Origin of the sequence: Klebsiella sp. BDA134-6, assembly GCF_015601345.1 — a bacterium.
Lineage (GTDB): Bacteria > Pseudomonadota > Gammaproteobacteria > Enterobacterales > Enterobacteriaceae > Klebsiella > Klebsiella grimontii.
Genome location: NZ_CP064784.1, coordinates 1334003 through 1360033 on the forward strand (window position 1 = coordinate 1334003; position 26031 = coordinate 1360033).

General features: G+C 53.2%; 23 protein-coding genes. 5 read left to right on the forward strand and 18 right to left on the reverse strand.

What is annotated here, in order from left to right; all coding sequences use genetic code 11:
- The first annotated feature begins 9 nt into the window (after positions 1-9).
- Both IYV58_RS06135 and IYV58_RS06140 read left to right on the forward strand, forming a co-directional pair.
- Complete coding sequence (locus tag IYV58_RS06135) at positions 10-942, forward strand: ACP S-malonyltransferase (RefSeq protein ID WP_004129753.1); 933 nt, start codon at positions 10-12, stop codon at positions 940-942.
- A gap of 10 nt (positions 943-952) precedes the next feature.
- Positions 953-1939: a hypothetical protein gene (locus IYV58_RS06140; RefSeq protein ID WP_195729486.1), complete on the forward strand. Its 987-nt coding sequence runs from the start codon at positions 953-955 to the stop codon at positions 1937-1939.
- A gap of 161 nt (positions 1940-2100) precedes the next feature.
- Here the strand turns inward: IYV58_RS06140 and IYV58_RS06145 are convergent, their stop codons facing one another.
- The 10 genes from IYV58_RS06145 to IYV58_RS06190 form a co-directional block, all read right to left on the reverse strand.
- Positions 2101-2427 carry a hypothetical protein gene (locus tag IYV58_RS06145; RefSeq protein WP_004129757.1) on the reverse strand — a complete coding sequence of 109 codons (327 nt, stop codon included), beginning with the start codon at positions 2425-2427 and terminating at the stop codon, positions 2101-2103.
- Between the two features lie 787 nt (positions 2428-3214).
- Positions 3215-4600 (reverse strand): MFS transporter, encoded by a 1386-nt coding sequence (locus IYV58_RS06150; RefSeq protein WP_087828764.1) that lies wholly within the window; start codon positions 4598-4600, stop codon positions 3215-3217.
- Between the two features lie 156 nt (positions 4601-4756).
- Positions 4757-5935: a Gfo/Idh/MocA family protein gene (locus IYV58_RS06155; RefSeq protein ID WP_004129761.1), complete on the reverse strand. Its 1179-nt coding sequence runs from the start codon at positions 5933-5935 to the stop codon at positions 4757-4759.
- A gap of 92 nt (positions 5936-6027) precedes the next feature.
- Positions 6028-7428 carry an MFS transporter gene (locus IYV58_RS06160; RefSeq protein ID WP_004129763.1) on the reverse strand — a complete coding sequence of 467 codons (1401 nt, stop codon included), beginning with the start codon at positions 7426-7428 and terminating at the stop codon, positions 6028-6030.
- Positions 7429-7834: 406 nt separating this feature from the next.
- Positions 7835-9199 (reverse strand): MFS transporter, encoded by a 1365-nt coding sequence (locus IYV58_RS06165; RefSeq protein ID WP_049114703.1) that lies wholly within the window; start codon positions 9197-9199, stop codon positions 7835-7837.
- Positions 9200-9209: 10 nt separating this feature from the next.
- Positions 9210-10028: a sugar phosphate isomerase/epimerase family protein gene (locus IYV58_RS06170; RefSeq protein ID WP_049114704.1), complete on the reverse strand. Its 819-nt coding sequence runs from the start codon at positions 10026-10028 to the stop codon at positions 9210-9212.
- 62 nt (positions 10029-10090) lie between these two features.
- Positions 10091-11794 (reverse strand): FAD-dependent oxidoreductase, encoded by a 1704-nt coding sequence (locus IYV58_RS06175; RefSeq protein WP_112165820.1) that lies wholly within the window; start codon positions 11792-11794, stop codon positions 10091-10093.
- A gap of 10 nt (positions 11795-11804) precedes the next feature.
- Positions 11805-12125, reverse strand: a complete 321-nt coding sequence (locus IYV58_RS06180) for an NIPSNAP family protein (protein ID WP_004099512.1) — start codon at positions 12123-12125, stop codon at positions 11805-11807.
- Between the two features lie 13 nt (positions 12126-12138).
- Positions 12139-13815, reverse strand: a complete 1677-nt coding sequence (locus IYV58_RS06185; protein WP_142444840.1) for an FAD-dependent oxidoreductase — start codon at positions 13813-13815, stop codon at positions 12139-12141.
- Positions 13812-14633 carry a shikimate dehydrogenase family protein gene (locus tag IYV58_RS06190; RefSeq protein WP_195729487.1) on the reverse strand — a complete coding sequence of 274 codons (822 nt, stop codon included), beginning with the start codon at positions 14631-14633 and terminating at the stop codon, positions 13812-13814. The genes IYV58_RS06185 and IYV58_RS06190 overlap by 4 nt, the downstream gene beginning before the upstream one ends.
- 153 nt (positions 14634-14786) lie before the next feature.
- Here IYV58_RS06190 and IYV58_RS06195 point away from each other — a divergent pair, with 153 nt between their 5' ends.
- Positions 14787-15545 (forward strand): IclR family transcriptional regulator domain-containing protein, encoded by a 759-nt coding sequence (locus tag IYV58_RS06195; protein ID WP_004129774.1) that lies wholly within the window; start codon positions 14787-14789, stop codon positions 15543-15545.
- 35 nt (positions 15546-15580) lie between these two features.
- On the opposite strand, the gene IYV58_RS06200 is transcribed toward IYV58_RS06195, so the two are convergent.
- The 8 genes from IYV58_RS06200 to IYV58_RS06235 form a co-directional block, all read right to left on the reverse strand.
- On the reverse strand, positions 15581-15913 hold the full coding sequence (locus tag IYV58_RS06200; RefSeq protein WP_004129776.1) for a hypothetical protein: 333 nt from the start codon (positions 15911-15913) through the stop codon (positions 15581-15583).
- 278 nt (positions 15914-16191) lie between these two features.
- On the reverse strand, positions 16192-17079 hold the full coding sequence (gene cyoE, locus IYV58_RS06205; protein ID WP_004129778.1) for a heme o synthase: 888 nt from the start codon (positions 17077-17079) through the stop codon (positions 16192-16194).
- An 11-nt stretch (positions 17080-17090) separates the two neighbouring features.
- Complete coding sequence (locus tag IYV58_RS06210; protein WP_004099523.1) at positions 17091-17420, reverse strand: cytochrome o ubiquinol oxidase subunit IV; 330 nt, start codon at positions 17418-17420, stop codon at positions 17091-17093.
- Entirely contained in the window at positions 17420-18031 is a 612-nt protein-coding gene (locus tag IYV58_RS06215) for a cytochrome o ubiquinol oxidase subunit III (protein WP_004129790.1), read from the reverse strand. Before IYV58_RS06215 ends, IYV58_RS06210 begins: the two co-directional genes overlap by 1 nt.
- Positions 18021-20012 carry a cytochrome o ubiquinol oxidase subunit I gene (gene cyoB / locus IYV58_RS06220; RefSeq protein WP_004129794.1) on the reverse strand — a complete coding sequence of 664 codons (1992 nt, stop codon included), beginning with the start codon at positions 20010-20012 and terminating at the stop codon, positions 18021-18023. Before cyoB ends, IYV58_RS06215 begins: the two co-directional genes overlap by 11 nt.
- Positions 20013-20031: 19 nt before the next feature.
- Complete coding sequence (gene cyoA, locus IYV58_RS06225) at positions 20032-20979, reverse strand: cytochrome o ubiquinol oxidase subunit II (protein ID WP_004129799.1); 948 nt, start codon at positions 20977-20979, stop codon at positions 20032-20034.
- A gap of 479 nt (positions 20980-21458) precedes the next feature.
- The gene (gene ampG / locus IYV58_RS06230) at positions 21459-22934 is read right to left on the reverse strand and encodes a muropeptide MFS transporter AmpG (RefSeq protein ID WP_049114023.1); all 1476 of its coding nucleotides are present in this window, start codon (positions 22932-22934) and stop codon (positions 21459-21461) included.
- Between the two features lie 45 nt (positions 22935-22979).
- Positions 22980-23558, reverse strand: a complete 579-nt coding sequence (locus IYV58_RS06235; RefSeq protein ID WP_004129805.1) for a lipoprotein — start codon at positions 23556-23558, stop codon at positions 22980-22982.
- 303 nt (positions 23559-23861) lie between these two features.
- Between IYV58_RS06235 and bolA the strand changes: the two genes are divergently transcribed.
- A complete protein-coding gene (gene bolA, locus IYV58_RS06240; protein ID WP_004133447.1) occupies positions 23862-24179 on the forward strand; it encodes a transcriptional regulator BolA in 318 nt (105 codons plus the stop codon).
- A gap of 347 nt (positions 24180-24526) precedes the next feature.
- Complete coding sequence (gene tig / locus IYV58_RS06245) at positions 24527-25825, forward strand: trigger factor (RefSeq protein ID WP_004129807.1); 1299 nt, start codon at positions 24527-24529, stop codon at positions 25823-25825.
- The last annotated feature ends 206 nt before the right edge of the window (positions 25826-26031 follow it).

Consider the following 26031-nt stretch of genomic DNA (forward strand, 5'->3'; position numbering starts at 1 on the left):
GGATATTTTATGGTATCACAGCTATCAACACGTCCTGTCGCTCTTATCTTTGCAGGCCAAGGTAATCCTGTTATTGGAATGGGGGCTGATTTATGGGATCTGAATGCAGTGACAAAGAATATTTGGGATTGCGCTAGCGACATTACCCAAATGGATATTCGTCGTCTATGTGAGCGCGGGCCGATGAATCGCCTGGTCCAGACAACAGCTCAGCAAGTTGCCGTTACGGCTATTAACGTGACGCTCCATTGTCTCTGTCTTGAAAAAATGACCAATTTGTCAATCGTGGGTTCTTGTGGGCATAGCGTTGGCGAATACAGTGCGCTTTTCGCTGCGGGTGCATTTAGCCTGGAGGCACTTTTTAAGATGATACAAACCCGTTCAAACATTATGAATGATTTAAGTAAAATTCATAAAGGAACTATGCTAGCGGTTAAGGGGGCGGATTTTAAAACCTTAACTAATATGATTTCTGCATCTGGGATACCTGTGGAAGTGAGTTGCGATAATAGCTGTCGTCAGCAGGTTATCGGCGGCGCAACCGCTGACCTGGGGCGCATATCACATATTCTGAACGGTGCCGGTTTGGAGGTGGTTAAGTTGGGGGTTAGCGGAGCATGGCATACATGTTTAATGACCGATGGTGTGCAGTTGATGCGAGATTTTTTGCAAAAAATCGATATTCGTTCACCTAAGCACAGCGTGCTGATGAATGTTACCGGACAAGCAGAATTTCTTCCCGAACAGATCAAAGAAAATCTGGCTTTACATCTGACTCATACAGTGCAATGGACAAATTCTATTACGGCTCAATTAAATAATTCTCAGCCGGTAACCTTTCTGGAGTTCAGCAATAAAGCCTATTTAGGACAACTACTTTATGACTTCCGGCGTTTAACGCCAGACAATATCGTGCATTGTAGAAAACTGATTGGCTTGTAATGGAGATGCTATGATCCCGGACTATTCAAAATTTACTCGTTATCAGGATAAGCGAGTGATTATTTATCTTTACCTTTTAACTGTTTTTTTACTTTTTCTTTTCTGGAAGAACAATGGTTATATCTTACTGCTGAGTAATATATTGAGCCTGAGCATCATCCTGGCATTAATTGTATTTTCTTTTATTTACGAGCTGAAAAATTACTGGGGATATAAATGTGTCATGCAACATATTGATTTTTCTTGCTTCCAGGGAAAAACCATATCATCGCATGAGGCCTTTTTGTGGCATCCGGCGGTCGTCACCTTCGCATGCTTTGTGATGTTTTATCTTCTCATTACGGGCTGTCTGTCGTTTATGTCATCTGTTCATGCACTACTTTGTATTGCATTTATTACCCCATTTACTATTTACCTGGCATTTAATTTTGCACGTTATAGCTATGTGAAGCGAATGAAGGAGTTAACTGTTCAAAAGGTAGTCTGGAGGAATCTTCATCATTACGTCTGTTTCAATCTTTTTATCACCTTTTTAATGAATAGCTTGATAGTAAGCCCTTTGGCAAATCAGGATGATTTTTCTTTGGCCGATGGTTTTTTTTCAGCTAGACTAATAATAGCGATGTTTATTCTTTGTGTTATTGTTTTATTCTTAGACATGATCTTCATACGCCCGTCGAAACGCTACATTTTTCTCGGAAGATTGTTCCTGCGGGAATTTGATTTCCATCTATCAAAGTCAATACCCTGGCCATGGCTCTATAATAAAGCAATATGGCTTAGATTATTCTTGGTTTTAATCATTCAATTTTTTTGGATAATTTCGCTCAATGTGATTTTGGCATTTTCTGGTTTTAAGATTTGTTTTGTAATTTATTTTTTATCCAGCTCTCTGCCTTCGTTTTTTTATTTCTACTTTCATGCTTACTGGCATTGGCATAATGATTATATCATCGCATGTGATATGTATTTTCGTTGTGATCGAATTCAACGTTAAAATGTAACCAGAGTTACTGAGGAGATATGCACGATAGCACTGCACATTACAGTCTTGAATGAGAGGGCTCGGATTATATGGAACTACATATTTGAGTATTAATCGGAACAGACGTGTTGTTGAATGGATAAAGCCAGTCAGTTTCCTGACTGGCTTGTTTTTTATTTCTGTAAAGAATAGACCACGTCGCCCCAGCCCGTCGCTGCATCATAGGCGAAGTTTGACCAGATACCTGATTTTTCATACATCATTGAATTGAAGTGATCTCCCAGAATGCTCCCAATACTGGATGGGGAGCCGCTTAGTAAGTTGCTGAATATATCCAGAGAGGTTTCCACCGCCGTTTTGGCAACGGTCAGGGAGCCATCAATACCGACTTTAATCAGACCAAATGCTGATTGAATAGTGAAATCAACTAGTGCACAAGGCAGGTCAAAGAGGCCAGCACCCGAGATATTTTCCATTTCATATTGTGTTAATTCTTTCATTTTTTATTCCTGTGATATGACTATTTACAATTACTTAGTTGCGGGCATGCAGAGTAAACCCTCGTAAATATTAACCAGAGACCTGTTGCGATAATAGTGAATATTCAAATGAATCGGTAATTCATTATGAATCGTTAGCGTGATGATAAATTTGCGCTTCCAATCAAAATACTAAATAATTGAGTTTTTATAATTGATTAGCTTTATGTTTTATGGCTATTAATTCACTATCAATCTTTTATCACTTTTACTGAAAGTGGTGACTATGTCCCTTTTTTTATTGTGAATATTAAAATTTATTTTGCGGAAGTTGTGAATTCACAAAGTGATGCTATGTTGTCGTTTGTGAATGGCTGTATTCTGCTATCCATTAGAATAAGCTATCTATAGTTGAACATAGTTTTCTTCGTTCTAACATAGATACTCCCGCAGTCAGCACATGCTTATCATTTCCAATGCTAATAAAACTACTTTTGAAGGTTATCTCCTGGCCAGGGCAACTTAATGGTTATAATTCCAGGGGACTTTGCGGAGCTGGTATCCTCCCGGTGCGTTTATTACGATGCTTCTCATGCCGCTTTCTGCTTGTTTGTCGAGGATTCATAGTGGGTTGAAGTGATAATTTGAAGCGTAGCGCTAGCTTTAAGGCGATGAGAAGGATAACTCATAACCAACGCTTAAAGCAGCGAAGATAATTGGGAGGGGAGACCGTAACGCAAGCTTTTGCCAGTACGCAACAGGGACAATCACATAAGTGACGTATCATGTCCCTGACTGCTTAACCACCTTATATGGGAGCGGTCTGAACTGCTCCTTGTTTAATCACCTGCTCAATCTCAAAGCGGTTAGTAATCTTACTGTCGATTTTGATATACACCGAACGTTCGTTGCTAACTACAAGTACCTCTTTAACTCCTGCTTGAGCCTGTAGACGTTGCTGTAGCATTTCATCCGCCATCACATCGGCAGGGATCTCGACACGCAGACTGCTAACGTACGGCGGCTCGCTCATGGTGCTGGCCACCAGCAGCCACAGCATCGCCAGCAGGGCGCCGAGCAGGAAGACGGTTTGCGAATCAAAAAAGCCATCCACCCAGCCGCCGAGCGCTCCGCCGATGGCCACGCCGAGGAACTGACTGGTAGAATAAATTCCCATCGCAGTGCCTTTATAGCCGGCCGGTGATTCTTTGCTGATTAACGACGGCAGCAGCGCTTCCAGCAGGTTAAACGCGAGAAAAAATAGCTGAACGCCGGCAACCAGTTCCCAGAAATAGCCTCCGGCGCCCCAAAGTACGATTTCAGCAATCAGCAGGATGGCGACGCACAACAGGAAGACGCGTTTCATTTTGCGCTTCACTTCGGCGTAGATAATAAATGGTACCACCGCCACAAATGAGACCAACATGGTGACCAGATAGATTTTCCAGTGCTCGGCGGCGGGGAAACCGGCGGCTTCCAGTTGTCCCGGCAGGGCGACAAAAGTCGACATCAGCATGATATGCAGGCACATAATACCGAAATTGAGCTTCAGTAGTTTTGGCTCAGCAAGGACTTTGCTGAAGCAGCCCTTCACCATGCCAGACTCGCGGTTCAGCACGTGATTCTGGCTGTTTGGCACTACCCACAGCGTTAGCAGGATCCCGAGCGTCGCCAGGAAGGCGATCATCCAGAACAGGGCGTGCAGGCCCAACTGGTGGGTAACAATAGGCCCGAGAACCATTGCAATAGCAAAGGTGATGCCAAAGCTGACGCCGATAAACGCCATGGCTTTAGTGCGGTTCTGCTCGCGGGTTAAATCGGAAAGCAGCGCCATGACCGCGGCGGCAATCGCCCCGGAACCCTGCAGAGCGCGGCCAAGAATAATGCCCCAGATAGAGTCGGAAAGCGCCGCGATAACGCTGCCGATGACGAAGATTAACAGGCCGCCGACGATCAGCGGTTTACGCCCAATGCGGTCGGAAAGCAGTCCGAAAGGAATCTGGAATATCGCCTGGGCCAGCCCGTAAATGCCGATTGCCAGGCCGATAAGGGCCTCACTTGCGCCCTGTAACGCCATGCCGTAAGTGGTCAGAACCGGCAGAACCATAAACATGCCGAGCATGCGCAAAGAGAATACGGTCCCCAAACCCCAGGTCGCGCGCAGTTCGCCTGGCGTCATTTTATTATCGTTCATTACCACCTCAATATAAAAACTGCGCCTAGTGTAGTGGGGGGAAACAGAAGCGTAAATAAATGTTTGTTTAACAGATATTACGACTGTGTTGCATGATGAGGTGAGTACGGTAGGCAGAAAAAAACCAGTGGAGGAGCCTCCACTGGTGTGCAGAGATTAATGGCAGTTAAAGTCAACCCACTGGCCGCCCGCGTCGGCGGATTTGACACACTGCTCAACCCAGTAAACGCCGTGCAGGCCGGCTTCGACGTCCGGATACCAGAAGGTCTCGAGGAACGCCCGGTCCCCGCGATCCATGGCGTCGATGGCGATGGCGTAGCGGCGATAGAGGTTGGCCCACGCCTCGAACAGCCCTTCAGGGTGACCGCCGCCAATGCGGTCGTCCGCCAGCGCCTGCTGGCTGAGATAGGGCATCCCACGCTCGAGGACGCGGGCCGGTTCGCCCTGTACCTCATAGCTGAGCTGATTTGGACGCTCATCCCACCATTCGATGCTGGCTTTTTCGCCAATGACGCGGACTTTTTGCGAGTGCATTGCGCCGCTGTTGACCGCGCTGGTCCACAGTGAACCAACGGCGCCGTTGTTATATTCCATCAGCACAAAGGCGTTATCTTCCAGCGGCGCGCGGGATTTGACGAAGCTTTGACGCGCACACATCAGGCGGGTGATGCTCAGATTCGGCACCATCGTCTCGGCAATAAATAGCGGGTGGGTCGCCAGATCCCCCAGCACATAGCTAGGGCCGGCATATTTTGGCGTGACCCGCCAGCGGGTGGATTCAGCCTGCAGCTCAACGGCTTCATTATGAAAACCGTGGGCGAACTGCATATTAATAATGCGGATCTCGCCGAGCATCCCTTCCGCTATCATCTGTCGCGCCTGCTGAATCATCTGGTGCCCGGCATAACCGTATGTGACGCCGATAATTTTATTCTGCTTTTTGCTCAGCGCCAGCAGCTCGCGCGCTTCATCGGCGGTGAAGCACAGCGGTTTTTCGCAAATAACGTGCAGTCCGGCTTCAAGCGCCGCTTTAGTGATAGCGAAGTGAGTATTGTTCGGCGTAGTCACCGATACGGCTTCAATGCCGTCAGGGCGTTTGGCCTCCTCCGCGAACAGCGTTTGATAATTGGCATAGCAGCGTTCAGGAGCGATGCCGAGCTGCTCGCCGAATTGACGGCCGCGCTCGGCATCGATATCAAGCGCGCCAGCGAGCAGAGTAAAGACGTTGTCGCGAAGCGCCGCACAGCGGTGGCTGTAGCCAATCTGGCTGGTTCCGCCGCCGCCGACCATGCCCCAGCGCAGGGAGCGGGATAAGGGTTTCATGCCGTTTAACATGATGGTGCACTCCTCAATGATAGAGATACTACGGATTTCAGATGTTCTTCTGTATTCCCGCGCTCGCCGAGCGCGGGCCTGGTTCTAAGGTTTTACATCTCGCCACGCGCTTCGCGTTCTTTCAGGTCATGCATGATCTGCGGGTATTGCTTATCCAGGCGGTAAAACAGCAGGGTGATAATGACGACTATCCACAGGAAGAAAGAACCGTAGAGATAGACGTGGTTAATCATGTCGATAGCGCTTTGCGGCTGAACGCCGGATCCGCTGCTGGAGCTGACGTAACCCGCCATGCTCAGCAGGCCGGAGATAACCGCGGCGGCAATACCTGCACCGAGTTTCGTCCCTACGGAACCGGCGGAGAAGATCATCCCTTCCTGTCTGACGCGCGTTTTCCACTGGCCGAATTCGACGGCATCGCCGCAGAAGCCGAACAGCACGGCATTCAGCGGGGCGAAGCCAATACCGCGAATAATCGCGTTTGCCAGCGCCCAGTGGTAATCATCAGAGTTAAACATAAACAGCACCTGGCCGATGGTCGCCAGCACAATGCCGCAGAGGGCAACGTTGCGTTTACCGTATTTACGGATAGGCACTGAGCTCAGGAAGGTGAAAATAATAATGCACGCGGTTTCGGCAACGAAAATGGAGCTATAGAAGGTATCATCGCCGAGCACGTAGCGGCAGTAGTAAGGCAGGGCGATCCCTACCACGGTGTAGTACACGCTTTGTGCGGTCCACAGGATTGCGCTGGCCCAGAAGTACTGGTTACGAAAAAGCGCGGAAAGCTGGGTTTTTACCGGTACGTTTCCCTGTTTCTCTCGCGCTTTGATGACGACCTTCTCTTCGCATTTATAAAAGCAAAACAGCAGCAACAGCAGCGCCAGAAAAGCCCAAATAGACATGGTTTTGATCCACGCCGCCTGATCGTCGCCAAAGTACTTCACCAGCGGCAATGTGCAGGCAACGGCGAGAATACGACCAAAAGGCGACATCGACATTCGGGTGATGCTGAGCATATCCCTTTCCCAGGAGGCGCGGGTCATCATCGCGGAGAGGCTGCCATAGGGGAGGTTGATGGCGGTATAGCACACGGTGGTGCAGAAGTTATAGGCGACCAGCAGATAGAGAAACTGCAGTGTGCCAGTGGTCTGCGGGACGGTGAACAGTAAAATTGCCGATACGGCGTAGGGCACGCTCATCCACAGCAGCCAGGGGCGTGATTTACCCCAGCGAGAGTTCGTGCGTTCCACCATCAGGCCCATGATGACATCGGAAACGCCATCAAACAGACGTGAGATCAGCATCACCAGGCCAACGGTGGCGATGCTGATGCCGACATAGTCGGTATAAAAGAGGGTTAAAACTGTGCCGATCATGCCGAAAACGACGTTACAGGCGGTATCACCGCCGCCGTAAGCGATTCGGGTAGCCCAGCTTAGCTTATCGCCGCGTGCTGCCGCGGGAGAGAGAAGAATCTGCTGTTCACTCATGGTCAATTCCTTTGTCTGGAAGGACAAGTCAGGACCTCTGCGCCAGTTCCACCGGCACGACCTTATCCTGAATATCAGCCAGAACATAAGGAAATATTTATTTCATTTCAATGTTTGTTTGGAATTTAATTTCTGTATATGCGAGGCGGATCGAAAAACCGTAAAAATTGAGCCGTAAATTTTTTGGCTACAGCTATCAAGTCATTCTGATTGATAAGGTTATTAAGTGTTTTTCTGAACGATATTTGATTTGTTTATTGTATGGGTTTAATGATTTTGCGCTGTGGTTTTGTGAAGTGAATCGATACTGCACGGTATTTTCATTTTTCATTATTCATTTAAATGAAATTAATTTTTCTTTTTTGGCAGGCGTGTTTTTGAAACACGCCTGCCTTAGCATCACCGTTTAAAATGTACTTCTGACGGGCGTGGTTGAAGCGGTGGCTTTTGCCGTCGGACCAGCCGCGAAAATACCTTTGGCCGCCAGCCCGACGACGGTAATCGCGGCGGGAATGCCAAGGATCAGGAAAACGCTTTCGAAGCTGATATTCAGCGCCAGCATTTCCGCTCCGGCAAAGGCGCTCAGGATCGCGCCCATGCGGCCAACACCGTGCATCCAGCTGGAGCCGGTAGCCCGCGCTTCGGTAGGATAGTAGCGGGCGGAGAGCGCGTTCATGCCGGTATTGGCGCCGTTTAAGCAGGCTCCGCTGATAAATGCCAGCAGGCAGATGAGCGCAAAGCTTGCCGCGGCATAGCCCATTGCCATCGTAAACAGGCCGCCAACCGCGTAAATCAGTCCGAGAGCCCGATGGGGGTTGATCCGGTCCATCAGCCAGCCTGCAAACAGCGAGCCGATGGTTCCGCCCGCCTGGTACATTGCGGTCATCACCGCCGCCTGGCCGACCGTTAAGCCGACTTCTTTTACCAGCGTCGGTAGCCAGCTACCGAGGAGATAGACCAAAAAAAGCCCCATAAAGTAAACCAGCCAGAGCATCATCGAACCGAAGCGATACTGGTGGGAGAGAACGATGCGCATGGCATTTGCCTGGACGGGCTGGGCCGGTAAGCTGAACTCTGCCTCATCGGGAATTTGTCCCGGATAGAGGCGCTGCATAATCCGCCGAATACGTTCAGCAGGCGCGCGCTTAACCACCAAAAAACGCACCGATTCCGGTAACAGCCAGATCAGGACCGGAGCGAACAGCAGCGGGAGGATCCCGCCAAGCAGCATCAGCGAGTGCCAGCCAAACTGCGGGATCAGCCAGGATGCAGAGAAACCGCCCGCTGCCGCGCCAAAGGTGAAGCCGCAAAAAATAATCGTAATCAGGAACGAGCGTTGACGCTCCGGCGCATACTCTGACACCAGGGTGCCGATATTCGGCATGGCGGCGCCTAACCCCAGCCCGGTCAGAAAACGAAAGACCATCATCTGCTCAATATTTTGTGAAAGGGCGGTGGCGATGGTCCAAAAGCCGAAGAAGAAGACGCTATTGATGATAATTTTCTTCCGTCCCAGCCAGTCGGCGAGGGGGCCGGAGAAAATAGCGCCCAGCGCCAGGCCTATCAGCGCGGCGCTGATGACAAAACCGAGCTCGTGGTTGCTTACTCCCCATTCCTGCTTCAGCGTTGGGGCGATAAATCCCATGATGGCGATATCAAAGCCGTCCAGCGCGATAACGCAGAAGCCTAAGAACACCACCAGCTTCTGAAAGCGGCTGAGCGGATTGGCGTTGATTAACTCCCTGACGTCCAGGCGTTGAGTCTGTGTCATGGGACTCTCCTTATGCGCAAGGGCGCAGGTAGGACTGCGCGGCGTTAAACAGCAGCTGAGCGCGAGCGAGCGCCGGCAGCGCCCCCCGAGCGCCGCTTAGCGGAACCTCGATGGATACCGGTAGCGTGGCCGGAAGCGCTGCCATCAGACCGTGCAGGTCGAGTCCGCCTTCACCGGGCACCTGGCGCGCGGCGCGCGCCTGGTAAATCAACTCTTGCTCGTTAGCGGGGGATTGCGCTAAGGCATCGCAAAGCTGCATATAGTTGAGGCAATTTTGCGGGAGCGTGGCGAGGGTCGAAAGGGATTCGCCTGCCCGCCAGAAGTGAATGGCATCAATTAAAATACCGATATCGCTGCGGCCACTGACGGCGATCAGCGCCTGGACTTCGGCGATGGTGCGCAGGTGGGTCCATGGCATAGGCTCCAGGTTCATGGTTAAACCATACTCCTGGCCGGCTTCGGCCAGTTGGGCGAGATTTTCCGCACTGCGGGCCCGGTTATCATCGTTGCCGGCGACTAAAACCTGCTTCGCGCCAAGGCGCGCGGCGGTATCAAGGAACAGCCTCAATCGGGTATTCAGGGCAAAATCCGGCGTCAGGCGGACAATCTCAACGTCGGAAACGCGAACGCCGGTTGCCATCAGCGCCGCCAGGGTATCGCGAACGGCGGGGGTATCGCCGAGCATGGCGTAATCCGGATCCGACGGGGTTGCGGGAAGCAGGCGCAGGCCAACGTGAGTGAAGCCGGCCTGGGCCGCAATGCGCACCTGTTCCGGTGGTGGGACATCAAGTAGGGTAAGCGCGGCGAGTGACAGGGTTCGCATGTTCATGAAGGACTCCAGTACAGTTGCAGGTTGTTGTTATGCGTATTGCCGTCCCTGGTGGAATGCTTTTACTGAGTTGTTTTATTTATATTTTCTGCCAGGTTTTTTCCGACCAAATAACCAAAGGTCATCGCCGGACCCAGCGTGATACCGCCGCTGGGATAGAATCCCCGCATCACGCTCGACATGTCGTTGCCGACGGCGAAAAGCCCCTGAATCGGCTGCTGCTGCGCGTTGAGAACCCGCGCATTTTCATCGGTGATTAATCCGCTGAAGGAGCCCAGCGAGCCGGGCAAAATGCGTACCGCATAAAAAGGCGCATGGCTGAGCTTCCCAAGCGTTGGGTGCGAAGAGCGACTGGCATCGCCCTGCGTGCGGTTGTATGCCGATGCGCCGCGCTGAAAATCCTTATCCTCGCCCTGGTCTACAAAGTCGTTAAACCGGGCGATCGTTTCCGTTAGCTGTTGCGGATTCATGGCACAGGCTTTTGCCAGCGCTTCCGGCGTTTCGCCCGTCTGCAGATATCCGGTCCTGCACCAGGCCTCTGGGGTAAACGGGAAGGGGCGAGCATGGCCCAATCCGTAGCGCCGCAGCGCCCGGCTGTCGGCAATCAACCACGCCTGCGGCGTGTCGCCCGGCGGCGTCGCCTCCAGCAGCGCGGCAATAAAATCATGATAAGAGTCGGCCTCATTGGTGAAGCGTTTGCCGTTGGGCAACACGGCAATAAAGCCGGGTTTCGCGCGCTCAATCAGATGCGGAAAGGGGAGCTGCACTCCGCTGGCGAGGGTAACACGCGACACTGGCGCCCAGGCCATGGCGTGCCTGAGCGAATGATCAAACTGGCCGCCGACCGTTTCGCCGAGCCGAATGCCATCCCCCTGATTCCCCGGAGGCGCGGCGGAAAAGTGGCCGTAGCCGCTGGCGGCGTGCGGCACCTGTTCGGCCAGACGCTGCCTGTCGTGGGGAAAGCCTCCGCAGGCGAGGATCACCGCACCGGCGCGAACCTCCAGCGCGCCGCTGTCGCTACGTACTATCGCGCCCGTAACGCCATTGTTGTCGGTGAGCAGACGTTCTACCGGCGCGTTAAGCTGAAAATTCACACCCGCATCCAGCGCCGAACGCAGGAGGCGGGCGACCAGCGCGTTGCCGTTAACCAGATGCTGTCCGCGGCCGGCGCGCAGCCGCTGCCAGCCGTGACGCAGCAGGCGGCGGGTGGCGTACAGCGCCGAGCGCGCTGAGCGGGTGGCGTTAAAAAAGTGCGCCATATCCGTACCGCCGGCAATGCCCATCCCCGCGAGGCTGATGGTCTCCAGCGGAGGCCGCAGGCGATGTAGCCAGTCGCCCAGCAACCGCCCGTCAAAAGGCTGTGCCGTGACTGAGCGGCCGCCCAGCGCAGCGCCTGGCGAAGCGTGAAAATCAGGCATTTTGCTGCCGGAGAGAAACTGCACGGCGGTGCGGCGGCGGAAAAAGTCGATCATCTCCGGTCCGTACTGTAAGTAAGCGAGCAGACGCGCATCGGCAGGCTCACCGTCCATTTCATGGCGTAAATAAGCGAGCGGCGCGTCGGGTTCTTCTTCAATACCCTCCTCACGCGCCAGCGGATTACGCGGGATCCACAGCCAGCCGCCGGACCAGGCGCTGGTGCCGCCAATGACCGACTCTTTCTCTGCAACAAGCACGCTGGCGCCGCCGAGCGCGGCGGTGACGGCGGCAGAGAGCCCCGCAGCGCCGGAGCCGACGACCAGAACATCCACGTTCATCTGCCCGCTCATAACTCTCTCCTTATTGCAGTGGTGAAAAATCAGTGGGGCGCAGAAGCACCGACTCCAGGCGCTCGACGGCGGCCAGCTCGCGGTTTTTGCGCGAGAACGTCAGCCAGCGTTCGTCCTGCGCCATACGCGCCCGACGCACCAGGCGATCGTCGAGGCTCTCGTAGGCCCAGATATGTACCACCTGATTGACCACGCCAATTTCGGTAAAGAAGAAACCGATGAGCTTACCGAGATGCTCGGTTTGCACGGCGTAAGCATCGCTTTTGTACAGCGCCAGCCAGTCGGCCATTTTCAACGGATTGATGGTGTAGGTGCGTTTTTCATAGATCATGATCTTCTCCTGTTTACAGTGCGTGTTGTTGCGCCATATGGCTGGCTGAGAGATAGCCGAAGGTGAGCGCCGGGCCGAGCGTAATGCCGGGGCCGGGATAGGTTCCGGCCATCATCGAATCCATATCATTACCCACGGCGTAGAGGCCTTTAATCGGTTCATCCTGCTGGTTAATCACCTGAGCATCGGCGGTAGTGACCAGGCCGCGTGAGGTACCGAGATCGCCGGTATAGAGGGTGACGGCATAAAACGGCGCGCGGGTCAGCGGAGCGTTACAGGCGTTTGGCCGGTGGCCAGGGTCGCCCATCGCTCGGTTATAGCTGTTGCCGCCTTTGGTGAACGCCGGGTCGAGGCCCTGAGCGGCATCGCGGTTATAGCGAGCCACCGTTTCAGCGAGCGTATGCGGATCCAGCCCGAGCCGCTGCGCCAGTTCAGGCAGCGTATCGGCCTTATGCAGATAGCCCGCTTTCACCAGCGCGTCATTATTGACCGGGGCAGGGCGCGCCAGGCCGAGGCCGTAGCGCTTCATGGCCAGGGCATCGCAAATCAGAAAGCAGGGGGCATTTTCTGCCCGGCTTTGCATGGCGCTGGCGAAGTGGTGATAAGAGTTAGACTCGTTCACGAAGCGCACCGCGCGCTGGTTGACGGCAATCACGCCGGGTTTGGCGCGATCGGTGACCAGATGAGGGAAGCGCTCTTGCGTGCCGTCGGGATGCTGTAAAACCGAGACCGGCGCCCAGAAAAAGTTAGACGGCAAGTCAGCCCCTTCCCGTGCATTGACCGCGGCGGCAAGGCGCAGCGCGGCGCCGTCGTTGGCGGCGGGGGACATGGTGTAGTGCTCGCGGGTCTGGGGGCGATAGCGTTCAGCCAGCTTGCCTGCGGCAAAACCTCCTGCTGCCAGCACCACGCCGCAGCGGGCTTCAAGAGCCTGCTTTTGACCCTCGTGCTCAATTTCTACGCCGGTCACCTCGCCATTGTGTTCGCTCAGCGAAAGCACGTTGACGTTGAGCCTGAGCTGCATGCCTTTGCGAAAGGCGAGCGTCGCCATGCGGGCGATCAGCGCGTTGCCCATCGCCAGGCGGGTACCGCGATGGTACCTCAGGCGATCGCGACCGTAGCGCAGCAGCAGTCTGCCGCAGTGCGCGAACGCGCTAAGGGAGCGGCGCATATCGAGAAAGTGCTGGATATCAACCCGGTTAACCATCATCCCGCCAAACAATAGCATTCCCGGTGGGGGAGAGCGGAGGTCGCGAAAATGCTCACCCAGCTCCCGCCCGTCAAACTCCACCACCTCCAGCGCCCGTCCGACATCAACGGCGCCGGGCTCATCCGGGTAATAATCTGGAGAGAGCGGGCGCAGGTTATATTTCACTGCCCCCTCTTTTTCCAGAAACGCCAGCGCCTCGCGTCCCGAAGCGATAAAGGCATCTACCAGATCCTGACGATAATAAGGCTCACCGATAATCGTCCGCAGATAGGTTTCGATTTCCTGCGGGCTGCCGCCTGCTGCCTTTTTCCGCGCCTGATCGCTGTCGTGGATCCACACCGCGCCCCCGGAAATGGCGGAGGTGCCGCCAAACTGCGGAGCTTTTTCCAGCATCAGCACCGACAGTCCTTTACAGCAGGCGGTCACTGCCGCGGCAAAGCCTGCGGCGCCGCTGCCAATAACGATGACGTCCCAGCTTTTCATGCCGCCGCTCCCTGTTCCTGCGCAATGGCGCCGATGAACTGCCCCATCAGTTTCATCTGCGCCAGCGCCATCTCCGGCCCGGTCTGGATCGTGCAGCCGCGATCCCGGGCGAAGTCGAGGAGCGGGGTGATAACCGGGGCGGTAACCACGTCCGCGACATGCGCTGATACCGGGAGTGTTTCCAGCAGCGTTTGCGGCAGCGGTAACGGATCGAAACCGGCCATTCCCGCCGGGGAACCGTTCACCAGCAAATCCAGGCCGTTGAGCCTAGCGGGCAGATCGGTAAGGTGAACGTGCGGAAAATGCGTCGCCAGTCGGTTATGAAGCAGCTGGAGCGTGGCGGGATTCTGATCATAAAGCGCCAGTTGATGGATGCCTGCTTCGCAAAGCCCCCACGCGATAGCGCTGCCGACGCCGCCGCAGCCGGAGAGCAGCCCCTTTTTACCGGCGGCGCTAAAGCCGTGCGCCTCTGCGGCAAGCTGAAAACCGACGCCATCGAGCATATCGCCCTGTAAACGGCCATCGGCCAGCTTACGGATGACGTTAATGGCATTGAGGTGCTGAGCTCGCGGTGTTAACTCGTCGACCAGGGCGGCGGCCCGCTGTTTGTGTGGAACGGTGACCAGCACGCCGCTCATGTTGTGCCAGCCGCGCAGCGTCTTCAGATAGTCAGCAACGGCTTCCGGTGCGATATCCACCGGGATCATGACGCTGTCCATCTGCTGGTCTGCAAAGTAGCGGTTGAAATTCTCCGGCGATTTAACCTGGGTAATCGGGTGACCGATGACGGCGACGACCTGAGTGAATCCACTGACCATTTCAAACCTCATTTTGTTAAATGAATGTTGTGAAAGTATTTCAGCGGAAGCTGAGAGCGACAACGCAGAATTCGACCATACTGGTTGTTAATCGCACCACCACTGCGATAATCGCACTAAACCGATCTAATTGTTGCGAAAGTGTGAACAAGTATGCAAAACCAGATTCATCCCCGCGATCTGATCGTCGGCCTGCAAAAGGGGCTGGCGCTGATCCAGCTATTTTCAAAAGAGCATCCGCGGCTCACCGTGCCGCAGGCGGCGAAAATGAGCGGCCTGACGCAAAGCGCCGCGCGGCGGTTTTTCCTTACCCTGCTGCACGAGCGCTACCTGCAAACCGACGGACGTTACTACTGGCTGACGCCCAAAGCGTTGAGGCTGGGGCAGGCGTATGTTGATTCAGCGCAGTTCCCGCGCATGGTACGGCCGATCGTTGAGTACATCGCCAGCCGGACGGAAGAGCACGCTTCGGTGGGGGTGATAGATGATGATGAGCTGGTGTATATCGCCCGCAGTAAGCATACGCCGTTTAACTCGACTTCAGTACGCCTGGGGGAGAGGGTGCCGATTTACTGTACCGCTGGTGGTCGGCTATGGCTGGCGTCGTTAGCGGAAGCCGAGTGTGAGAATGTATTGCAACGGATCAAACGCGAACAGCGCACGCCCTATACGGTAACCGACGTTACGACCCTGCTGGAGAAGATCGCCCAGGTGCGCCGCCAGGGATATGCCGCGATTGAGCAGGAGTTTGAAATTGGCATGCTAGTGCTGGCCGTACCGCTGTCAGACCGGGAAGGGATCTACTGGGGAGCGCTGAGCTTAACCAGCCATCAGTCCAGAACCTCGATTGAGGCCCTGTGCCGCGATCATCTGGATTTGCTTTATAGCGCTCAGGCAATGCTGGTGGGGTAGTCAGAGAGAGGGCAGGTGGGTACCTGCCCGATGTATTATGCTTTAGCGGTGTCGATAAAGCCGTTCCAGTCTGCACCAGCGTTGTTCACGAATGTTGACCAGCTGTTTGCCGCGGTGTTGACAAAGCCATTCCAGTTATTGGCGCCGTTAGTAACAAAGGTATTCCAGTTGGTTTGACCAGCAACAAACTTGCCAATTTCAACGGTGCTGTCGATCACGAAGCTTGCGAATGCAGCTCCTGAGGTAGCGACAAAAGAGCTGAATCCCAGCCCGGAATTGACCACAAAATCGGTAAAGCCGGTTGCGGCGCCAACTAAATTAAAACCACCAGAAACGTACTCCATTTCGTTAAATGTTAATTCTTTCATTTTTATTTCCTTATTAAACGGGATAAGTGAGCACAAGCTCACCGCGAAAGACTAACACCGCTAAATAGAGATAAACCAGATGGTGTTCCGGCCAGGGCTATGATTTTTATATGATTTTTCTATGAACCTAATGAGTTGAGAAGGAAGGTAACTTCGATAGATATGAACGAATGGAGGGAGTTGATTTGCATAATATGAATCAGAAGAGTGAAGGGGGGATAAAGAAACGGCTCCCGGTCTTGCAAGCGGGAGCCGTTCGGCAGGTGCTGATTAGGGTTTTATCTAACCATAGTCAGTAAATTATGTGAATCCGGGACCATAAAGTCGACGGACATCATCACCGACAGTGCGGTAATGGCCACGATGGAAAAGACGAACAGCTTACGCGCCCAGACTTTATCATCCGCCACTTTGTAACCGCGCAGCGCCATTCCGAGCCACCAGACGCTCACTGCCGCAGCGACAACCAGATATTTGTATCCGGCGTAGCCGCCCAGAGAGAGCATCAGGGTCGCAACGGCGAAAGCGATGATGTAAACGGTGATATGGTTTTTCGCCACAGAAATGCCTTTCACTACCGGCAGAACAGGAATATTCGCCGCCTGATAATCCTTGAAGCGGAAAATCGCGATAGCGTAAGAGTGAGGCATCTGCCACAGGCTAAAAATAGCCAGCAGAATAGCGGCGCCGCTGTCAAAATCACCGGTCACCGCACAGTAGCCAATCACCGGCGGCGCAGCGCCGGAGAGAGAACCAATCAGTGTGCCGTAGACGGAGTGGCGCTTCATATACAGGCTGTAAACGCCGACATAAACCACAAACCCCATCACCCCCAGCCAGCAGGCGAGGGGGTTGGCGCCAAACCACAGCAGCATGAAGCCAGCAATACCCAGCAGGGTGGCGTATACCAGCGAAGCTTCTGGCGAGATCAGCCCTTTGACCAGCACCCGGTTTTTCGTCCGTTCCATCTTACGATCGATATCACGGTCGATATAGTTGTTGAAAACACAACCCGAGGCGACCACCAGGGATACTCCGAGGAGCGTCCAGATGAAAAGCGGATAGTCTATGTGGCCCTTTGAGGCCAGCAGGAAACCGCCAATCACGGAGATCAGGTTGCCAAAAATAATGCCTGGTTTCGTTACTTGCAGGTATTGCTTAAACATACTCGCCGCTCTTAGTGCATCATCATGTTGTAGTTCAGGTTCCACATAATCCAGATGGAACCGACGACTACGATAGCAATGATGATTACGGTGAAGATAAATGCGGTCAGGTTCCAACCTTCGTCCGATTTACTGTTCATGTGCAGGAAGTACACGAGGTGTACCACAATCTGCACAACTGCAGTGACCAGGATGGTTCCCAGAATAGCCGCATGCGATGCGGAGCCACTCATCACCATTGCAAACGGGATAACCGTCAGAATGATCGACAGGATGAACCCCGTCATGTAGCTCTTCACGCTGCCGTGAGAAGCGCCGCTATGATCGGTAGAATGACTCATTACATCGCCCCCATCAGATAAACAACAGAGAACACGCAGATCCACACGACGTCCAGGAAGTGCCAGAACAGACTCAGGCACATGATACGGGTACGGTTAGTGTTGGTCAGGCCACGACGAGAAACCTGTACCATCAGCACCGCCATCCAGATCAGACCAGAGGTTACGTGCAGACCGTGGGTACCGACCAGCGCGAAGAACGCTGACAGGAAGCCGCTGCGATCCGGACCCATACCTTCAACAATCAGGTGATGGAATTCATAGAGTTCCATTGCGATGAACCCTGCCCCGAAGAGGAAGGTCAGCGCCAGCCAGGAAACCACCTGGCTCTTGTTGTTTTTGTACATGGCGATAGCCGCCATGCCGTAGGTGATGGAGCTGAACAGCAGCAGCGCGGTTTCAACCAGAACGAACGGCAGTTCGAAAATATCTTTACCGGTCGGCCCGCCTGCCGTGCCGTTCACCAGAACGGCATAGGTCGCGAACAGAGTGGCGAAGATAATGCAGTCGCTCATCAGGTAGATCCAGAAACCGAATACCTTCATCGGTCCTGTATCATGGTGCCCGTGTTCGTGCGCGTGGGCGTTATGCGCAAGAGTATCAGTTGCCATTTTTCAGCCCTGCTTTGTTAATCTCATCGAAATGCTGATTTTCCAGTTTTTCGACTACTGCAACCGGCACGTAGTAATCCACGTCCTCGTCAAAGCTCTTAATAATCCAGGTCGCCAGAATGCCGACGAAGCTTGCAATCGCCATCCACCAGATGTGCCAGATCATTGCGAAACCAAACACCGTTGCGAAAGCAGCAATAACGATGCCCGCGCCGCTGTTTTTCGGCATATGAATCTCTTCATAGCCAGCCGGTTTCTTGTACGCGTCGCCTTTCTCTTTCATTTCCCAGAACGCGTCACGCTCGTGAACCACAGGAACGATAGCGAAGTTGTAGAACGGCGGAGGAGAAGAGGTTGCCCACTCCAGCGTACGGCCGCCCCACGGGTCGCCGGTCAGGTCACGGTTCTGCTCGCGATCGCGGATAGACACGTAGAACTGAATCAGCTGGCAGAGGATACCGCAGGCGATCAGCGCCGCACCGCAGGCTGCAACAACCAGCATCGGGTGGAACTGCGGGTCAATCTGCTGGCTCAGGCGACGGGTCATACCCATAAAGCCGAGCACGTACAGCGGCATAAATGCGACGAAGAAGCCGATGATCCAGAACCAGAAAGCGCGTTTGCCCCAGGTTTCGTTCAGGGTGAAGCCAAAGGCTTTCGGCCACCAGTAGGTCAGACCTGCGAAGCAACCGAACACTACGCCGCCGATGATGACGTTATGGAAGTGCGCGATCAGGAACAGGCTGTTGTGCAGCACGAAGTCTGCGCCCGGTACCGCCAGCAGAACGCCGGTCATACCACCTACGGAGAAGGTCACGATAAAGCCAATCGTCCACAGCATTGCTGAGTTGAAGACGATGCGGCCCTGGTACATGGTAAACAGCCAGTTGAAGATCTTAACCCCGGTTGGGATAGCGATGATCATGGTCGTAATACCGAAGAAGGCGTTTACGTTCGCGCCCGCACCCATAGTAAAGAAGTGGTGCAGCCAAACGATGAACGACAGAACGGTAATACACACTGTTGCCCATACCAGCGAGGTGTAGCCAAACAGACGCTTACGCGAGAAGGTCGCTGCGATTTCGGAGAAGACACCGAATACCGGCAGAACCAGAATGTACACTTCCGGATGACCCCAGGCCCAAATCAGGTTGATGTACATCATCATGTTGCCACCCATATCGTTGGTAAAGAAATGGGTGCCCAGGTAGCGGTCCAGGGTCAGCAGCGCGACGGTGACGGTCAGAATTGGAAAGGAGGCGATAATCAGGATGTTGGCGCACAGAGATGCCCAGCTAAACACCGGCATCTTGAACATGGTCATGCCAGGGGCACGCATCTTGATAATCGTTACGAAGAAGTTAATACCGGTAAGCGTTGTACCAATACCGGATAGCTGGAGAGCCCAGATCCAGTAATCGACCCCGACTCCCGGACTGTACTCAATTCCCGACAGCGGCGGATAGGCCAGCCAACCGGTCTGCGCGAATTCACCGACGCCCAGAGAGAGGTTAACCAGAATCACACCCACAACGGTGAACCAGAAGCTCAGGTTGTTAAGGAAGGGGAAAGCAACGTCGCGTGCGCCGATCTGCAGCGGAACCACCAGGTTCATCAGACCGATAACAAACGGCATCGCTACGAAGAAGATCATGATAACGCCGTGGGCGGTAAAGATCTGATCGTAGTGGTGAGGCGGCAGGAAACCTGCTTCCCCGGCCGAGGCCAGCACCTGCTGGCTACGCATCATAACGGCGTCAGCAAAGCCACGCAGCAACATAACGATTGCTACGATAACGTACATGATACCGAGACGTTTGTGGTCAACCGAAGTCAGCCACTCGTTCCAAAGGTAGGACCACTTACCGAAGTAAGTGATGGCTGCCAGAAGCGCCAGTCCCCCAATGATAATTGCAGCCACCGTAACCACAATAATGGGTTCATGGTAGGGCACTGCATCCAGTGTAAGTTTTCCGAACATCGTTTTCTTCCTCGGCCCCTTAGTGAGCGGTTTCCGCGTGGCTCATGTCCATGCCTTCCATTCCTTCGTGCGCTGCGTGCTCGCCCTCCGGTTGGGTCATATCCATGCTCTTACCGTGAGACATAAATTTGTTAACAACATCTTTAAACAAATCCGGTTTCACGTTAGAGAAGTATTCCACTTTGTTGTATTCGCTAGGCGCAGCCAGTTTGTCGAATGTTTCCATGGAGTCCATGGTATTCGCAGACTGTTTGGCTTTCGCTACCCACTGATCGAAGGTTGCACGATCCGGCGTGGCGATAGCTTTGAACTTCATTCCAGAGAAGCCCGGGCCGCTATAGCTGGCGGAGATACCGTCGTAAGTACCAGCTTCGTTCGCGATGAGGTGCAGCTGAGTCTGCATCCCGGCCATTGCGTAAATCTGGCTACCTAAACGTGGGATAAAGAACGAGTTCATCACGGAATTGGAGGTCACTTTGAAGTGTACCGGTACGTTCGCCGGGAAGGCGATTTCGTTGACGGTAGCAATACCTTGTTCCGGATAGATGAAGAACCATTTCCAGTCCATCGAAACGACTTCGATAGTGATGGGTTTTTCATCGTGAGCAAGCGGTTTGCTCGGCTCTAATGCGTGAGTTGTTTTCCAGGTCAGAACGGCCAGGAACAGGATGATCAGGATAGGAACCGTCCAGACCACGGCTTCAACTTTGTTGGAGTGTGACCAGTTCGGGCTATACTTCGCATCTTTATTGCTCGCACGATACTTCCAGGCAAATCCTACTGCCATCAAGACGGCTGGAATAACGACGATCATCATCAGGCCGAAAGCCGTCAGAATCAGAGAGCGTTGCTCCAGTCCAATCTGTCCTTTTGGGTCGAGGAGTGCAGAATCACAACCACTGAGTAATACAGTGCCTGCGATTAATGACATCCATCCCAAACTTTTATTGTATTTCCTAAGTCTCATTGAACGACCTCAATTCCACGGAATCTGGTGGCGCTTAAAGTGTACGGGCATTTTACGGGAAGGTTGCATTACTGTAAACATAGTTGGAGCTGTGTCTGTTCTATGTTAGCGGCTTCTGCTTGCCTTGTCACATATGTTACGGAGTGTGACATTATCGCTTGCAAAGCTTGATTTACGCGGGATTGATAACGAAAGGGATAAGAACCAGGGGGTTTATAAGAGAATGAGCATAACCATCTGCAAAACAACACAAATAATTAACAATTAATTATCAAATAAAAGACATCATAAAAGCGGAAAATAAAACCAGTAAAGCTGAATCGTTTAAATTATTTAAAGATTCGCATAAAAATTGTCAATAATTTCCAGAAATCTAAAACGCACAAAACAACAAACTCAGTAGTCTAAATATAAAATCGTTAATAAGACGTTATAATTACCCATGGTAATTACAACGTCCAATAACGTTTCTGTAACGATTAAATCAGCTCGGTTTTGCGTAATGCCAGGTAGTCAAGGAAAGCGCCGAGTAAAATACCCGCAACGGCGGTGAGTACGGCGATCTCCAGCAGGCCCGCGAGGAAGGAGAAATTGGTGTAATCCAGCGCGTTCAGCACCAGCAGCAGTAGCCATATCGCCAGCATCAGGCAGCCAACCGCCAGAATAATTAAGGCCAGCGCGTAGATCTGAGGAAAGAGCGTGCGCGGCATAAAACTCTCTGACCGCTGGGTGTGTTCCAGGGTACGCCTGCAAATTAACAGCAGCAAAATACCCGGCACAGCGGCAACGACGGAAAAGAGATAGAAGGCCGGCCAGCCGTGAGCCTCGACGAACCAGCCGGCGATGGGGCCGACGTAAACGCGCCCGACGGCGGAAAGCGCCGAGAGCAGGGCAAACTGGGTGGCTGAAAAGGATTTGTTGCACAGCGTCATCAGCAGCGCGACGAACGCCGCGGTGCCCATTCCGCCGCACAGGTTTTCGAAAAATACCGCCGTCGCCATGGAGAAAAGGTGCTTATCGGTAATGGATAGCAGCCAATATCCGGCGTTTGATATCCCCTGCAGCACGCCAAAAATCAACAGTGCGCGGAATAAGGTCAGGCGCTGCATGAGCACGCCGCCGTACAGGGCGCCGACAATCGTGGCGAACAGGCCGAGCGTTTTATTGACCATGCCCACTTCGCCGGCGTCGAAACCGACGCCGCGAATCAGAAAGGTGGTGGTCAGGCTCATGGCAAAAGCATCGCCAAGCTTATAAAGGACGATAAGCAGCAGGATAAGCCAGGCGTTATTGCGACCGAAGAAGTCTCGAAGCGGCGCGGCAACCGCCTGTTCCAGCGTTTTCGGCACCGGAATGACATCGCTGGGGTCCGGGGCCAGCAGCGTGGCGATAATGCAGGGGATCAGCAACGCGGCCATCAGCCAGTACATTCCCTGCCATCCTAGCCAGCGGTCGGCCAGCCATAGCGCCAGCCCGCCGGAAACCAGCATCCCCAGACGATAGCCCAGCACGCTGATTGCCGCGCCGGTGCCTCGCTCTTCCGCGGCCAGCACGTCAGTTTTCCACGCGTCAAACACAATATCCTGAGACGCGGAACAAAAGGCGATGACGACCGCCAGCGCCGCCATCCAGCGCAACTGCGTGGAGGGTTCAAGGAATCCCATCGCCGCAATAGCAATCAGTAACAGAAACTGGGTTGCCAGCAGCCAGCCGCGACGACGGCCGAGAAACGGCGGCGTGTAGCGGTCCATCAGCGGCGACCAGAGGAACTTAAAGACGTAGGCCTGGCCGACGAGAGAGAAAAAACCGATGGTTTTCAGATCGATATTTTCAACGGTCATCCACGCCTGCAGCGTGCCTGAGGTCAGGGCGAGCGGTAATCCAGACGCAAAACCAAGGATCAGCAGGATCGCTGATTTTGGCTGCGTAAAAATGCGTAAGTAATGATTGGACATGTCTTGTCGTGCAGACCCGACGCGGGGCCGGGTCTGCAACTTAAATTAACGAGCGTTTTGCTTGATAAAATCGTGAATGCTGGTGTCCTGCGCCATATCGCTAATGGTATCGGTCATAACGCTATTAACCGCATCGGCGATATTCTTGTTCGAGGCCTGAAATGCGCCTTCAACAGAGTAGCTGGCACGATAGTTTTTGGTCATCTTGTTGCCGTTGGCGGCGGTGGCGATGATGGCGATATCGGCTTTGGTGGCGATGTTGTAACGCACGTTGCCCTGTGACACGTCGGCGTACAGTTTATTGACGATAATTTGCAGGTCAACGGCGCCGTTCGGACCAATCATATAGCCGCGGGAGGTCATCTGTTTCTCGAGGACTTCCTGCAATAAGAAACGCAGGTCGCGGGAGGCGGTCAGCGTAACCTGTTGGTTATCGCGAGTGACTTTCGCCAGCGCCTGATCCGGACGCTGATCGGCGCCGTTAATGCTGACGGTCACGCCCATCAGACTGGGATCCTGCTGCGGCAGGGTAATTTTCGGTGATACATCAATAGTGGTCGGCGGAGTGGCGCATCCGGCCAGCATAAACAGCGCGACCAAAGGCAAAAGAATTTTCTTAAACATGTTCAGGGTCTCAACGCATGGGAGTAGTAATGAGGACAATTCCCGCCATCATAACATCGCCAACGGCAAGGGGAAGTGGCAACGCATGTAAATTCATCGTCTTGTGCGTTTTCTGTCCTTGCAGCATCGCATATCGCAATTCAGATGGGGCTTTCAGGATACCAGACCAGTAAAGCCGATACTTTTGCATGAAAATATCAGAGGAATGCCAATTTTTTGTTGTTTTCGCCCAATGGAAGCGGTAAAAGCGGCTAACATTTAAAGGGAATGGCGGCAATACAGCGTTGTCGGAGGAGAAAATTCATGATGATACGTGAACAGATCGAAGCAAAACTTAGGGCAGCGTTCGACCCGGTGTATCTTGAAGTCGTGGATGAAAGTTATCGCCACAACGTTCCTGCGGGCTCTGAAAGTCATTTTAAAGTGGTGTTGGTGAGCGATCGCTTCCTTGGCGAGCGTTTTCTTAATCGTCACCGTATGATTTACGGAACGTTGACTGAGGAACTATCAAGCACCGTGCACGCTCTGGCGTTGCATACCTACACAATCAAAGAGTGGGAAGGGCTACAGGATACCGTCTTTGCTTCTCCTCCTTGTCGCGGGGCTGGGAGTATCGCGTAGAAATCGCATTTGCAACCGCTGGAGCTTTTCCAGTATGTTGCGTGAAGATTTATGAGAAAACGGCCTGCGGGCCGTTTTGTTTTGCCTGGAAAATGTGCAGCTTGCGCTTTTTTACAGGCAAATTTGCTCGGGAAATGTGAAAAAAGCCGCAGCAGTGGGCGACAACCGTTCTCGACTCACAAAAGTGATGCCGCTATAATGTCGCGTCTTTTATTATGAATGTCTTCGGGATGATTCTGACGACAGGGAATGTGTTTCTGATTTGAAGAGGGCATCCCGGTTCTGCGAAGCAACCTGTTCGCGCTTCCAGAGTTGACCGAGCACTGTGATTTTTTTGAGGTAACAAGATGCAAGTTTCAGTTGAAACCACTCAGGGCCTTGGGCGCCGTGTAACGATTACTATCGCCGCTGACAGCATCGAGAATGCTGTCAAAAGCGAGCTGGTCAACGTAGCGAAAAAAGTTCGCATTGACGGCTTCCGTAAAGGCAAAGTGCCGATGAATGTTGTTGCTCAGCGTTATGGCGCATCTGTTCGCCAGGACGTGCTGGGTGACCTGATGAGCCGTAACTTCGTTGACGCGATCATCAAAGAAAAAATTAATCCGGCCGGCGCGCCGAACTATGTTCCGGGCGAATACAAGCTGGGTGAAGATTTCACCTACGCGGTCGAGTTCGAAGTTTATCCGGAAGTTGAACTGCAGGGTCTGGAAGCGATCGAAGTTGAAAAACCGGTTGTTGAAGTGACCGACGCTGACGTTGACACCATGCTGGATACTCTGCGTAAGCAGCAGGCTAACTGGAAAGACAAAGACGGCGCTGTTGATGCCGAAGATCGCGTTACCGTTGATTTCACCGGTTCCGTTGACGGCGAAGAGTTCGAAGGCGGCAAAGCTTCTGACTTCGTACTGGCGATGGGCCAGGGTCGTATGATCCCGGGCTTTGAAGATGGTATCAAAGGCCACAAAGCTGGCGAAGAGTTCACCATCGACGTGACCTTCCCGGAAGAATACCACGCTGAAAACCTGAAAGGTAAAGCGGCTAAGTTCGTTATCAACCTGAAGAAAGTTGAAGAACGTGAACTGCCAGAGCTGACTGAAGAGTTCATCAAGCGTTTCGGCGTTGAAGATGGTTCCGTAGCCGGCCTGCGCGCTGAAGTGCGTAAAAACATGGAGCGCGAGCTGAAAGGCGCTGTGCGTAACCGCGTTAAATCTCAGGCTATCGAAGGTCTGGTTAAAGCTAACGATATCGATGTTCCAGCTGCGCTGATTGACAGCGAAATCGACGTTCTGCGCCGCCAGGCTGCTCAGCGTTTCGGCGGTAACGAGCAACAGGCTCTGGAACTGCCGCGTGAGCTGTTCGAAGAGCAGGCTAAACGCCGCGTTGTTGTTGGCTTGCTGCTGGGCGAAGTGATTCGTACCAACGAGCTGAAAGCTGACGAAGATCGCGTGAAAGGCCTGATCGAAGAGATGGCTTCCGCTTACGAAGATCCGAAAGAAGTCGTTGAGTTCTACAGCAAAAACAAAGAGCTGATGGACAACATGCGCAACGTCGCTCTGGAAGAGCAGGCTGTTGAAGCCGTGCTGGCGAAAGCTAAAGTGTCTGAAAAAGCCACTTCCTTCAGCGAACTGATGAACCAGCAAGCGTAATTTCGCCGCAAGGTTTAAGGTTTGAGTAAAAACCCGTTGCCGAAAGGCCGCGGGTTTTTTTATTGCAATGATAGCCTTAGGATACGTGCGAAAAGGCGATTTCAGTGATAGCGTTACGACAAAAGATTGTTATGCTTGAATTAAGGCAACGTCATCCCCATAACCGGGAGACGTAACCGCAGCGGTATAACCATGCGCCGTAATGA